The sequence below is a fragment of the Allosalinactinospora lopnorensis genome, assembly GCF_000981225.1.
GTDB classification, from domain to species: domain Bacteria; phylum Actinomycetota; class Actinomycetes; order Streptosporangiales; family Streptosporangiaceae; genus Allosalinactinospora; species Allosalinactinospora lopnorensis.
The window spans coordinates 109,172-121,990 of sequence record NZ_LAJC01000005.1 but is presented as its reverse complement, the minus strand read 5'-3'; the positions used below and the strand labels follow the sequence as shown (position 1 = coordinate 121,990).

The following is a 12,819-nucleotide window of genomic DNA, read 5'->3' as shown; positions in this document are numbered from 1 at the left end:
CCCCGCGCGGGCCCGCGGCCGGGGTGCCGCCGCCCAAAGGTCAGCGCAGGAACGTGATGCTCAGCCCCGCGATCGCGATGGCGAACACCATCACCACGGCGCTGTAGCCGAGGACCTGCCCGGCCCGGAGCCTGGTGAGGGCCAGCAGCGGCAGCGCCCAGAACGGCTGCAGCCCGTTCGTGAGCTGGTCGCCCATCGCGACGGCCATCACCCCGGTGCCGGGGTCGACGCCGAGCGCCCCGGACGCGCTGACGACGATCGGTCCCTGGACCGCCCATTGCCCGCCGCCCGACGGCACGGCGAGATTCACTAGGCACGCGCTGATCAGCGTCCAGAACGGGTAGCTGAACGGGGTGGACACCGACACGAACCACATGGCGATCATCTCCAGGAGGCCCGAGTGCTCCATGATGCCCATGATCCCGGCATAGAACGGGAACTGGATGATGACCGCCGACGCGCTCTTCGCCCCGTCCGCGGCGGCGGAGGCGTAGCTCGCGAGGCTTCCGTGCAGGCCGATGCCGAGCACCAGGAACATGAAGTTCAGCAGGTTCAGGTCCATTCCCACGATGCCTGAGCGCAGCAGCTCGGGCACCAGGTAGACCAGCCCGGCCGCGGTCACGAGCGCGGCCAGGACCCGGCTGTACATGAGCCGCTGCGCGGGTGTCCGGCGCTGCACGGCCGTATCGGTCGCCGCTGCGGCGGCCGGATCCTCGGACCGGGCGGCGCCGAAGTCCTCGTCGATCTCCTCGCACTCCTCGACGCGCGGGTGCATGCTCAGCAGCAGCAGGGGCGCGCCGATCAGCATCGCGGCGAGAAAGACCAGGTTGAAGGGCTGGAAGATGGTCTCGCTGAGCGGCAGCGTGCCGATCTCGTCGACCAGGAAGTGGTCGGGGGTGTTGACGAGGAGGGGCGCCGACCCGGACAGGCCGCTGTGCCACACCATCAGGCCCACATACCCGGACGCGGCGAGGAGGGGGAAGTGCACCCTGATCCCCCGCGCCCGGCAGGACTGGGCGACCTTGACGGCCAGCAGCGCACCGGAGATCAGCCCCAGCCCCCAGTGCACCATCCCCATGAGCGCGGCGCACAGCGCGGTGAGCGCGTATGCCGACCTGGGACCGCGGGGCAGCGCGGCGATCCACTCGATCCCGCGCTTGAGCGGCGGCGAGTTCGCCAGCGCATAGCCGGTGACCAGGACCAGCGTCATCTGCATCCCGAACTCGAGCAGTCCCCAGAATCCCTCGTACCAGTCCTGGACCAGCCGATACGGCCCGTGGTCGGTGAAGACGAGCCCGGCCAGGTAGACGAGAATCGACAGCCCTATCGCGAACACGAAGGCGTCGGGGATCCACCGTGTGCTGAAGGCCGCGAGGGCGTTGCCGATCCGGCGCATGTGTCACTCCACACTCACCCACCAGCAGTGATCCCCCGCGCTCGACCCCTGGTGCGTTCTTCTCGACGTCAAGGCACGTGGACGAGTGTGATGTGAGTTACGCGCCAGGTCAAGATCACGGAACCACACAAGCCGCCCGGCTCCCATGCGGAACAGGCGCACCGGCCCCCTCAGGCGCCGACCACTCCCCCGCGAGGCTCCGGTCCAGGTGCGCAGGCGGCCGCCTCACCCGTCCAGGCGGTGCTGTTGCGGACTGACACCGCGGACGCGTTTGAATGCGGTGCTGAGCGCGAAGGAGTCGCTGTAGCCCACCTGCCGGGCGATCGTCGCGATCGTGGCGTCGGACTCGCGGAGCAGGTCCGCGGCACGGGTCAGCCGCCAGTTGGCCAGGTACGCCATGGGCGGCTCGCCGACCAGGCCGGTGAAGCGGCGGGCCAGCGTGGCACGGGAGACGCCGGCGGCCTCCGCCAGCGCGGCCACCGTCCACCGGCGGGCCGGGTCGCCGTGCAGCATCCGCAGGGCGCGTCCCACCACCGGGTCGCTGTGCGCGCGGTACCAGGCCGGTGCCCCGGCCTCCGGGCGGGAGAACCAGGCGCGCAGGACAGCGATCAGCAGCAGGTCCAGCAACCGGTCGAGGACGACCTCCTGCCCCGGCTCGTCCTTGACGATCTCCGCGCCCAGCAGCGCCAAGAGCGCCGAGTCCCATGCCGCATCGGCGAGGGCGACCAGTGGCGGCAGTGCGGCGAGCAGCCGCCGGCTGATCTCACCGCGCATCTGGTAGGTGCCGATGAGCATCTCCGTCGCACCGTCCGGGCTGTTTCCCCAGGTCCGCACGCCCAGCCCCATGGACTGGGCGAGGTCCTCCCCCTCCGGGGTCGTGCAGCGCTGCCCGGGGTGGATGACCGCCTGGGGCGGTGTGTCCGGATCGCCGGCGACCGTGTACGGGTCCGGTCCGCGCATGATCGCGACGTCCCCGGACCCCAGCGCCAGCGCGTCCTCCGCGCCGGAGAGCGCCCACGCCTTGCCCCGGGTGAGGGCCACCAGGGTGAACGGCGCGCGGTCCTCCACCCGTATCGACCAGGGCGGGTCCATGACCGCGCGGAGCAGGAAGGCCCCGCGGGCACGCGGCCCGTCAAGGAGACTCGCGAGCGCGTCCATGCCCAGAAGTCTAGACGCACGGACATGGGATCGAGCCCATCAGCCATGGTTCGTCTCACGACCCGGGACTTCAATAGGGGTATGACGCAGAATACGCAACAGCAGAGAACGACACTGGTCCTGGGCGGCACCGGCAAGACCGGCCGCCGGGTGGCGGAACGGCTCGCGGCGCGCGGCCGACCGGTCCGCATCGGTTCCCGCTCCGGCGCCCCGCCGTTCGACTGGGAGGACCGGACCACGTGGGAGCCCGTGCTGCGGGACGCGGCGTCGGTGTATCTGGCCTACTACCCCGACGCCGGCTTCCCCGGAGCCGCTGACACGATCCGGGCGTTCACGAGGACCGCGGAGCGGTCCGGTGTCGAGCGGATGGTTCTGCTGACCGGCCGCGGCGAGGAGGGGGCCCAGCGCAGCGAGCAGGCGGTCCGCGAATCCGGGCTCGCCTGGACGATAGTGCGGTCGAGCTTCTTCGCGCAGAACTTCAGTGAGGACTTCCTGGTGGAAGGGGTGCGCAGCGGCGCGGTCGCGTTCCCCGCCGGCGACGTGGCGGAACCGTTCATCGACATCGAGGACATCGCCGACGTCGCGGTCGCGGCGCTGACCGAACACGGGCACGCGGGCCGCCTGTACGAGGTGACCGGACCTCGGCTCCTGACCTTCGCCGAGGCCATCGCGGAGATCGCCGGGGCATCCGGCCGCCGGATCGACTACCTGCCGATCTCTCCGGAGGAGTTCGCATCCGCGCTTACCGAGCACGGCGCTTCGGTCGGGTTCGCGACCCAGTTGACTGATCTACTGAGAACCGTCCTGGACGGCCGCAACACCCACCTTGCCGACGGCGTCCAGCGCGCCGTGGGGCGGGAGCCCCGCGACTTCGCCGACTATGCACGCGATACCGCCGCCGGTGTCTGGGCCTCCTGAGGGAGCGCAGGGACGAGAGGAGACGGCCCGATGCTCGAAGTGCTCCGCGGGGTGACGCTGATCGCGGCCACACTGACCATGGGGCTCGCCGCCGGCCTGTTCTACGCCTTCGCCGTGGCCGTGATGCCGGGGCTCGGGCAGTCCAGCGACCGGACCTTCGTCGAGACGATGCAGCGGATCAACGTGGCGATCGTCAACGGTTGGTTCCTCGTCGTCTTCTTCGGTCCCCTGGTGCTGCCCCTTGCCGCCGCCGCGCTGCATCTTCCCGTTGGCGGGCGGGCCGCGCTGCCGTGGATCGCGGCCGCCTTCCTGCTCTACGGCGCGACGATCGTGATCACGATCGCGCGCAACATCCCGATGAACAACGCGCTCGACGCGGCCGGGCCGGTCGACCGGATCGCCGACCCCGGCGAGGTGCGGGCGCGCTTCGAGGGATCCTGGGTGCGCTGGAACGTCGTGCGCGCGATCACGTCGACCGCCGCGTTCGGCTGCCTCATCTGGGCTCTGGTGCTCTACGGGCGCATCGCCGCCGGAGCCTGACCGCACATCGGCACCGGCCCCGTGGCTACCGAGCATCCCGAGAAGCCCTTGCGGGCGGGCCGCGGCAGGGGCGCCGCTCCCCTGGCCGCGCGGACGGCCGGCTCGCTACCAGGCGGCGAACACGCCGCCGGCGATGAGGGCCGCGCCGACGACCGGCACGATCCCGGGACCGATAGGGAAGGTCTTCTCCGCGAGGAGCACAACGGTCAGGGCGGCGACCACCCAGAGGGTGTGGACCCCGACGGCGAACATGACCAGCATGAGGGCCCAACTGCTGCCCAGGCAGGCGATGGCGTGCCGGACCCCGGGCCGCCAGGCGCCGGCGTCGGGCCGTCCGTCCGTGTCGAGCAGGCCGGCCGGGCTGCGGCACTCGGCCAGGCAGCGCCGCTTGACCGGGAGGAACTGATACGCACCGGCGAGTACCAGTACGGCGGCGGCCACCAGCGACGGGCGCTCCTCAAGCCAGTGCCAGTTGTGCGCGAGATGGTGGACGGCGGCGTCACCGGAGAGCGCGGCGACACCGAAAACGGTCCAGACGGCGAAGTAGGCGGCGAGGAAGACGGCCAGGCCGCCCCGCGACCGGCCGTTCCTGGTCCGTGTGAACTCCTCCACGACCGGGACGGTGCTGGGCAGCATCATCGCTCCGATCATGACCTGCCAGCCGGCGATGAACAGGAGCACAGCGACGGGCAGCGCTCTGCTGTCAGACTCGAGCACCGTGCCGTGCGCGAGCAGGTTACCCAGGCCGAGCGCGTATCCGGCGAGCAGCACCACCCAAGCCGCGGCGGCGCCCCCGATGGTCACCGCCGCGGCTCCGTTCTCCCGGAGAAGCCCCTGCGCCAAGGCGGACTCCTCAGCCCGTGTAGCAGTACGAGTCGCTGGACGCGTCACCGCCCTGCAGGTGCGTCTGGTGGACCCGCAGCCCGCGGAAGTCACCGCCGTGCGGGAAGAACCCCGGATCGATGGACAGCCCGCCGTTTTCGGTGTCGGCGTCGAACTTCGCCGCCCAGGCACCGACACCGTCCGGGTAGAAGACGTCGTCCCATGACGCGTACAGCGAGTTCGTGCTGTACACCCGCTTCCCGTCGCGGCTGACCTCCACCATCTGCGGAGCGCCGGCCAGCGGCACCCCGGGCGCGGCCGGGTGCGGCTGCCGGCGGACGATTCCGCCGAGACGCACCGACCCGGTCTCGCGCGGGTTACGCGGGTCGCTGACGTCGTACTGCTTGAGCTCGCCGGTCCCCCAGCAGGAGACGTAGAGCCAGCGGTCGTCCACGGAAAGGTCGATGTCGGTGACGAACGGCGGAACCGCCTCGAACGGTTGCAGGGCGGGCGGCAGGTCGGAGGCATCGGCCGGCTCAGCGGGGATGGTGATGACCTTCTCCACGCGCCACGGGGCCTCCGGACGGCTTTCGTCCCGGAACCACATCCACACGGACGCCGAGAGATCGGCAACGCTGACGACCACGCCGACGAAACCCCACGTCTTGGTCGGGTCGTGCGCCGGCCGCACTTCGAGCACCATCTGGTGCTCGTCACCGAGATCGACGCGCTGCACCAGCTTGCGCTCGGACATGCTCCAGAAGTCGAGGTGGTGCCCGAACCTCCTATTGAGCAGGTCCTCCGGGTTGAGCCCGTTCTCGATCATCGACGGGGTCGCCCACTCCGAGGTGATCATCGTGTCGTGGAGGAGGTGCCACCACACGTCGTAGGAGAGGAACTGGTCTCCCCTGTCACGCTCCCAGGGGCCGAGGACGTCGAACGTGTCGTGGTCGATCAGCGCCACGCCGCCCGGGCCGTCGCCGTCGCCGTCGGCCCCGCCCAGATTGGACATGAAGATCGCATCGGGACCGCAGTGGACGGTGTGCGGCCGCGAGTACCCGGCCTTGGTGGCGAGCTCCTCGGCTTCGATGGTGCGCACAACCCTCGGGTTGAGCGGGTCGGGCTTGGTGTCCAGCACATAGGTGCGCGAGGACCGCAGGCCGGGCACGATCAGGTAGCGCCGTTCCATGTGACCCTCGTGACCGGTATGGCACAACGCGCTGGAGCACGCGTTCCACCCGAAGTGGTGCAGCTCGTTGCCGCCGGTCGGCAGCTCCGACCACCCCACGACCTCCCCGTAGGAACTCGACGAGGGATCGCAGTCGATCACCGATATGGCATCGGCCTGTTCTCCGGAGGGATCGAAAGCGGCCACATAGGCGAGCCGCTCAGCCGGCGCGGCTATGGCGGCCTCTGGTGTGCGGTACAGGGTCGGGTCAATGGTTTCGTGCATTGGAATCACCAGATCAGCTATCTTTGGTTGCTTTTTGACGCTATTCCTGGCGCCGAATTCAGGAAGAGAGGCGACGGTCCCGAAACATGCGCCGAAAGTCCTCCATGGCACCGGCCATCATGAGCACTCTCGGTGCGCGCCACACGGCACCGCCGGCGTCCGCACACGCAGCCGTCCCGCGAGCCCGGGTTCAGTCCCGCTGCAGCGCGGAGGCCCACGGGGAGAGGTCGTCGGCCCTGTAGTCCAGCCGGTCGTCCACGTGCACGACGCCCTCGACATGGCGGACCGACCGGCGCACCGCGAGGGCGCTGGACCGCAGCCGCACCCGCCCCTCCAGGGTGACGACTCCGCGTTCGACCCGCACACGGACATCGGGAAGGTCGAACTCGGTCAGCAGGCGGCGGGTGATCGCGTCATGGATCCAGGAGTCGGGCCGGGTGTACACCCCCACCAGATCGCTCCGGCTGAGAATGCGACGAGGACGCCCTCGGCGTCGATTACGGGGAGCCGCTTCACCCGGTGCTGGCGCATGAGGCTCGCAGCCTGCTCGACGCTCTTCCCCGGGCCGATGGTCACGACCGGGGTCGTCATGATGTGGCGCGCGGTCGTGGCCGCGCTCTTGGCTCGCTCCTGCCTGTTCCATGTCCGGGAGAGGCGCCGCTCCTCCGAGTCGCGCGGTCCCGCGAGCTTGAGGAGCAGATCCGACTCGGAGACGAGGCCCAGCACACGGTTGTCGCCGTCCACTATGGGCAGGGCGCTCACCTTGAAGCTATGCAGCAGCAGTGCGATGTCCCGAAGATCGGCGTCCGCTGAAGCGCTGACGACGTCCCTCGTCATCAGCTCGCTCACCCGCATCGCCACCGTGCTCCCCTTCTTTCTGCGCCGTTGAACGTCCGGGGCCGCTTCCCCTCGCTTCGGGAACGACGACGCGCTCCTCGCGGCGGGCCGGGTCGGGAGAGTGAAGGTCGCCGACGTAGGCTTCTCGCTCTGCCGCACCAGGCCGCACAGTGGAGAACCGGCGCTCCAGACCAGTGATCCGCAGGAGACGGACCAGCGCCGGAGGGAGCCCCTGGAGGGCGATGGCCCCGCCGCCATCTCCCGCGTGGTTGGCGGCCTTCACCAGCGCGGCCAGTCCTCGGGCGTCGCAGAAGGTGACACCGGAGAGGTCGACCGTGATACCCGGCCCGGCCGCCGCGATCGCGCGGGCCAGCTCAGCGGCGACCCTGTCGGCCGTGGCGAGATCCAGCTCTCCCGACACGTACACGAGGCCGCGTTCGCCGCCCGCCCCCGTCCCGACGTAGGCGGTCGAGGCCGCCTGCGTGGTGCTCGTACATCCTCTGCTCTGGTCACCCGAAACCGTGCTCATTAAGTCCCCCTCACTCTGCTGCCTCCACCACAGTGCCCTGAGGCAGCCGGTGGCGGGAGGGGACAAAAGCCCCTATCTCGGGTGCCCTTCGAACCGAAAGCTCCTGGTCACAGCCGGATCCTTCTCTGTGTTCCGCATCGGAACCGCGCCGCGGTACGGCGATCCCGCGAGGCCGCCCGGGACAGCCGCACCCCCTGTTCCGTGGACGCCGCTCCCGCCGGTCCGGGGGGCGCACGGCGACCGGCCGGAGTCAGCGCCGGTCCGGAACCCCGGGTTCGTCGGCCAGGGAGTGGAAGGCCTCTTCCTCTTGGGCGAAATGCAGGTTCAGGACCGCGTACAGCTCCAGCAGCGCCCGGGAGAGCTCCTGCCGGGACTCCTCACTCCCGGCGTCGTCGCGGAGCTGCGCGGTGAGTTCGCGGAGCCGGCGGAGCAGGGTGGAGATCTCGGCGTGTCCCCGGCTCATGGTGCCGGTGGGGTCGGTCCCGCCGAGGACCCTGGCCACCTGCGGGTAGAGAATGTGCTCGTCGTCCCGCTCGTGCGCGGCGAGGGCGCGCGCGAAGTCCTCGATCTCGTCGAGGACATCAGGGGGTAACGGTGCCGCGGTGCCGGCCATGGCGGCGATCGGCGGCAGCCGGCGGATCTCCGGCCACAGTCGTCGATGCTCCTCGTCGAGCCGGCGCACCAGCTCCGCGGCGTCACCGCGGAGCCGGGGGACGCGGCCGCCCGGGCCGGGCCCCAGCGCGCGCAGCGCGTTGAGGATCACCGCGACGTCGATGCCCTCCTGGAGCAGCGCCCCCGCCGTCGGCGGCAGCGCCCCGGCGGCGGCGACCAGCATCGCCGCCAGCGACAGCCCCATGCCGACCAGGACGCTCTGCCTCGCGATGGTCTTCGACCGGCGGGCGATCGCCAGCGTCTCGGCCAGCCGCTCCAGGCGGTCCACCGTGATGACGACGTCGGCGGTCTCCGATGACGACGTCGCCCCCCGCGCCCCGAGCGCGACGCCGACCCCGGCACCGGCCAGGGCGGGCGCGTCATTGATCCCGTCGCCCACCATGATCGTGGGCGCGCGCTCGCTCTCCTCGCGCACCACCGCGACCTTCTGTGCGGGGGTGCACTCGGCGTGGACCTCATCGGCCCCGACCAGCTCGGCGATCGGCTCAGCCACCGCGGAGCGGTCCCCGGTGACCATCACGGCCCGGTCGATGCCGGCGCGGCGCAGCAGCCGGAACGTGCGCGGGGCGTCGGGCCGCAACGGGTCATCGAGCAGCAGGACCCCGGCGATCTCGCCGTCGACCCCCACGAAGACGGTCACCGATCCGGCCGCGGCGGCCCGGCGCCGCGCCTCTGCGATCCAGGAGGGCGGCACACCGGACCCCGCCCAGGATGCCTTTCCGACTGCGACCATCCGGCCGCCCACGTTCCCGCGCACTCCTCGGCCCGCCACCTCGGTCACGTCCGCGGGCAGTTCCAGCCGCACCTCCGCCCGCTTGGCGGCGCGCACGATCGCCGAGGCCAGCACGTGCGGTGACACCTGGTCAAGTGATGCCGCGAGCCTGAGCACCTCGTCCTCTCTGAGAGGACCCGGTCCGACCATGACCCGGCTGACCCGCGGCCGGCCGGCGGTGACCGTGCCGGTCTTGTCGAACAGCAGCACCTGTGCCCGTGCCAGGCGTTCCAGAGCGCCCCCGCCCTTGACGATCACGCCGCGTCGCGCGCCGCGGGACAGACCGCTGGTGAATGCGATGGGGGCGGCCAGGATCAGCGGGCACGGGGTCGCCACGACCAGCACCGCCACCGCGCGGACCGGATCACCGGAGAACAGCCACGCGGCCCCGGCCAGCAGCAGCGTCAGCGGGAGGAAGAGCGCGGCGTAGCGGTCCGCCATCCGGACGAACGGGGCGCTGTGCGCCTGTGTCTCGCGTGCCAGGCGCACGATCCCCGCGTAGGTGCTGGCGTCGGCGTCCGCGGTCGCGCGCGACTCGAACGGGTCCCCGGCGTTCACCGTTCCGCTGGACACGCTGTCTCCGGCGCCCTTCTCCACCGGGAGCGGTTCGCCGGTGACGGCGGACTCGTCGATGAGGGCCACCGTCCCGGTCCCCCTGTCGCGCTCATCGCCCCGTTCCCCCGTCCCCGAGGGCGCTTCCTCGATCCGGCCGTCGACCGGGATCACCTCGCCCGTCCGGACCAGGAGGAGGTCGCCGGGGCGGACCTCTGCGGCGTCGACGGTGACGATCTCTCCGCCGGTTTCGCCCTCCCGGCGGTGCGCGACCTTGGGGGCCCGGGACAGCAGCGCGCTGAGGTCGCGCCGCGCCCGCCCCTCCGCGCGCCGTTCCAGGAGCCGTCCACCGGTGAGCATCACGGCGATGATGGCGCCCGCCAGGTACTCCTGCACGGCGATCGTGCCGACCAGAGCCAGTACCGCGATGGCGTCGGTCCCCAACCGCCGCTGACGCACCCCTTCGGTGACCCACCACAACGCCGGGACGGTCGCCAGCACCGTGGTGAGCAGCCACGCGGTATCGGCCACGGGTGGCGCGGCGAGCCAGGCGGCGCCCCCCGTGACCAGGCCGAGCAGGCACGCCCAGAACAGCAGGCGCGTCAACACGGCAGACCCCGGACCGGCCTGGGGACGGGGCCGCCGCGCAGACCGGACCGGTGAAGCGGGGCGGAAGCGCGGCGGGGCCACTCGCGGGGGAAGGTCCGCCAGGCGCGTTTGGGCGCGTGGAAGGGCGAATTCACTGCAGCGGAGGCCGCCCCTGCGGCCTCCGCTGTCTCGGCCGTCGTTCCCCCTTGCGCTGCCACCGTCTTCTAGCCTCCCATCCGCGCAGAGCCGAGCGTTCCTGTGGGCGCGCGTCCGCCGCCGAGGGACGAGGACAGCGGGGGCTCGTTGCGCGCAGGGCGGGCCCCCGTCGGCGCTGGAAGGCCCGTCCAGGTGACCACTAGGTACGTAGGAGCCCCTCGGCGGCAGCATGTCGTCGATGTTCCAGGTGATCTTGCTGTGCACCCCCACCACGCCGTCCACCCCGCGGATGAGCTGGATGATCACGGTGCTATTGCTGTGCTGCTCCACCCGCCCCTCGACGGTGACCGTCCCGTCGTCCACCGTGAACCGGACGCGCTCGGTGTCGAGCAGCCAGGTGGGTGCCGCCGCGAACTCGGCCTCGATGTCGCGCGTGATCTCCTCGTCGGGCCGGGCGAACACCCGAACCAGCTCGTGCCGGCTGAGCATCCCGATCAAATGGCCGCGCTCGTCGACCACGGGGAGCTGCTTGACGTCGTGGCGGTCCATCATACGTGCCGCGACGACGATGGTCTCCTCAGGGGGGACGGTGACCACTTTCCTGGTCATGAGGCCGCCGGCGTTCTCGGCCCGGGCCTTGTCCAGGGCGCTGCCCGAGGTGCCCAGAATACGGCGCAACCGCGCCCGCAGCGGCTCGTGGTACTCGTCGCCGGTTGCCTCGGGCTTGAACTCCTCTTTGTGCATCAGGTCGGCCTCGGAGACGATCCCGATGACGCGCCCGCCCTCGACGACGGGCAGGGCGGAGACGTTTCCGGATACCATCAGCCGGGCGATGTCTTTGAATGGGGTGTCCGGGCTGATGGGAACCACATCGGTGGCCATCACCTCGCGGATGATCGTAGTCATGTCAGCTCTCCTCACGACGCGGGCTGCGATCTCACGCTACGGTCGTCCGTATTCGACCGGCAGAGCCGTTGGACCGGGCGATACGGGACTTCGGACCGCTCCTGCGCGGGTCTTCCGGACGCCGCCCGGCCAACGGCCCGGTCCGGCGGGTCAGCGCTTCCCGCTCATCAGGACCAGGTCGTCCACGTCGTAGTCGAGCAGGCAGCGCACCCGGACGACCCCTTCGACGCGCCGGACCGCGTGGACGAGCCGGAGGATGTCCGAGCGGCGCGCCGTCCCGCCCTCAAGGGTGATGACGCCCTCGCATACCGACACCTCGACCTCGGGCAGACCGAACTCACCGCGGACGGCCTCCTGCAAGACCGTCTCCCCGAGCTGGTCGTCGTGCACGGAGTAGAGGCTCAGCAGGTCCAGACGGCTGAGGATACCGACGAGCCGGCCGCCGTCAACGACCACGGCAGGCGTTTGACCCGGTACCGGCGCATCCGCCCGGCCGCCCCCTGCGGGGTCGCTCCGGCCGCTATGGTCACCGGAGGCGCGGTCATGAGGTCCCACGCGGTAACGGCGTCGCGTTTCCTCCGTCCGATCCTGTCGCCGTACCTCTCCGGGAGACAGTCGCCTTCCGGGTCGGGGTCCGCGATCTTCAGCAGCAGGTCGGCCGCTGAGACGACACCGGTCACCCGCCGGCCCGGGCCGACCACGGGCAGCGCACTGACGCCGTTCCCCGCAGGACGATCGCGATGTCCCTGAATTCGGCGTTCTCCGACACAGCGATGACGCGACTGGTCATCAGATCGCCGACTGTACTGGGCACGGCCTCCCTTTCGCCGCGGTCGCGTTCCTTCGACACTGCCCACCGCAACCGTCACCGACCAGGAACGGAGGTCCCGGTCGACCGGGACCTCCGTTACCCCGGACGGGCGCGGAGCCGCCCGGCCGCTCAGCGGTCCTGGTGACCTTCGGCCCCGCACGCCCCGACGAGCGGTTCCTATCCCTTCCGTGTTAGGCGGCCGGACTGGAAGGGCAGGTCACCACTCAGGGAGGCATACCATGAACAGGCTCGCCCCGCGCGAGGGCCACTCGCTCCTACCCGACTTCGGCGCCCTTCTGGAGTCCCCGTTCCTGCCGCTGCGGTACCCACCGGGTATCCGCGTCGAGGACTTCGTCCGCGAGGGACGCTACGTCGTCCGCGCTGAGCTTCCCGGTGTCGCCCCCGACGAGGACATCAGCGTGACGGTCCTGTCCGGCGCGCTCACCATCAGCGCCGAACACCGCAAGGAAAGCCGGGAGGACCGGTGCTCCGAATTCCGGTACGGCTCGTTCACCCGCACGGTTTCGCCGCCCAAGGGCGCCGACGAGGACGATGTCTCTGCGAGCTACGGCAACGGGATCCTCGAGGTCGGTGTCGGCCTTACCGAGCGGGAAGAGGGCCGCCGCCAGGTGAACGTCAGCCGGCGCGACCGGTAGGCGCCGCACCAGGATGCCCGGCGTCCAGGAACGGCCGCCGAGACCGAGAACCG

General features: G+C 71.0%; 14 protein-coding genes. 3 read left to right on the top strand and 11 right to left on the bottom strand.

The window, feature by feature from the left end:
- Window positions 1-40: 40 nt before the first annotated feature.
- Window positions 41-1,396, bottom strand: coding sequence for a short-chain fatty acid transporter (locus VS93_RS03470; protein ID WP_046468544.1), 1,356 nt, complete (start codon window positions 1,394-1,396; stop codon window positions 41-43).
- A gap of 225 nt (window positions 1,397-1,621) precedes the next feature.
- Window positions 1,622-2,554, bottom strand: coding sequence for an AraC family transcriptional regulator (locus tag VS93_RS03465; protein WP_046468543.1), 933 nt, complete (start codon window positions 2,552-2,554; stop codon window positions 1,622-1,624).
- Between the two features lie 81 nt (window positions 2,555-2,635).
- On the opposite strand from VS93_RS03465, the gene VS93_RS03460 reads away from it, so the two are divergent.
- Complete coding sequence (locus tag VS93_RS03460) at window positions 2,636-3,472, top strand: NAD(P)H-binding protein (protein ID WP_046468542.1); 837 nt, start codon at window positions 2,636-2,638, stop codon at window positions 3,470-3,472.
- 30 nt (window positions 3,473-3,502) lie between these two features.
- A complete protein-coding gene (locus VS93_RS03455) occupies window positions 3,503-4,012 on the top strand; it encodes an anthrone oxygenase family protein (protein WP_046468541.1) in 510 nt (169 codons plus the stop codon).
- Window positions 4,013-4,117: 105 nt separating this feature from the next.
- Here the strand turns inward: VS93_RS03455 and VS93_RS03450 are convergent, their stop codons facing one another.
- From VS93_RS03450 to VS93_RS30960, 9 genes are all read right to left on the bottom strand, one after another.
- Entirely contained in the window at window positions 4,118-4,855 is a 738-nt protein-coding gene (locus VS93_RS03450) for a DUF2182 domain-containing protein (protein ID WP_046468540.1), read from the bottom strand.
- Window positions 4,856-4,865: 10 nt separating this feature from the next.
- Entirely contained in the window at window positions 4,866-6,287 is a 1,422-nt protein-coding gene (locus tag VS93_RS03445; protein ID WP_046468539.1) for a selenium-binding protein SBP56-related protein, read from the bottom strand.
- A 190-nt stretch (window positions 6,288-6,477) separates the two neighbouring features.
- Window positions 6,478-6,738, bottom strand: a complete 261-nt coding sequence (locus tag VS93_RS30980; protein WP_236700322.1) for a BON domain-containing protein — start codon at window positions 6,736-6,738, stop codon at window positions 6,478-6,480.
- Window positions 6,678-7,124 carry a CBS domain-containing protein gene (locus VS93_RS30975; protein ID WP_236700321.1) on the bottom strand — a complete coding sequence of 149 codons (447 nt, stop codon included), beginning with the start codon at window positions 7,122-7,124 and terminating at the stop codon, window positions 6,678-6,680. The genes VS93_RS30980 and VS93_RS30975 overlap by 61 nt, the downstream gene beginning before the upstream one ends.
- Entirely contained in the window at window positions 7,057-7,653 is a 597-nt protein-coding gene (locus VS93_RS27600; protein ID WP_082126588.1) for an STAS domain-containing protein, read from the bottom strand. The genes VS93_RS30975 and VS93_RS27600 overlap by 68 nt, the downstream gene beginning before the upstream one ends.
- Before the next feature lie 250 nt (window positions 7,654-7,903).
- Window positions 7,904-11,299 carry a heavy metal translocating P-type ATPase gene (locus VS93_RS03435; RefSeq protein WP_082126587.1) on the bottom strand — a complete coding sequence of 1,132 codons (3,396 nt, stop codon included), beginning with the start codon at window positions 11,297-11,299 and terminating at the stop codon, window positions 7,904-7,906.
- A gap of 150 nt (window positions 11,300-11,449) precedes the next feature.
- A complete protein-coding gene (locus VS93_RS30970; protein WP_236700320.1) occupies window positions 11,450-11,755 on the bottom strand; it encodes a BON domain-containing protein in 306 nt (101 codons plus the stop codon).
- Window positions 11,701-12,000 carry a CBS domain-containing protein gene (locus tag VS93_RS30965; protein WP_236700319.1) on the bottom strand — a complete coding sequence of 100 codons (300 nt, stop codon included), beginning with the start codon at window positions 11,998-12,000 and terminating at the stop codon, window positions 11,701-11,703. The genes VS93_RS30970 and VS93_RS30965 overlap by 55 nt, the downstream gene beginning before the upstream one ends.
- On the bottom strand, window positions 11,976-12,113 hold the full coding sequence (locus tag VS93_RS30960) for a hypothetical protein (RefSeq protein ID WP_236700318.1): 138 nt from the start codon (window positions 12,111-12,113) through the stop codon (window positions 11,976-11,978). Before VS93_RS30960 ends, VS93_RS30965 begins: the two co-directional genes overlap by 25 nt.
- Window positions 12,114-12,349: 236 nt before the next feature.
- Here VS93_RS30960 and VS93_RS03425 point away from each other — a divergent pair, with 236 nt between their 5' ends.
- Window positions 12,350-12,766, top strand: coding sequence for an Hsp20/alpha crystallin family protein (locus VS93_RS03425; protein ID WP_046468538.1), 417 nt, complete (start codon window positions 12,350-12,352; stop codon window positions 12,764-12,766).
- The last annotated feature ends 53 nt before the right edge of the window (window positions 12,767-12,819 follow it).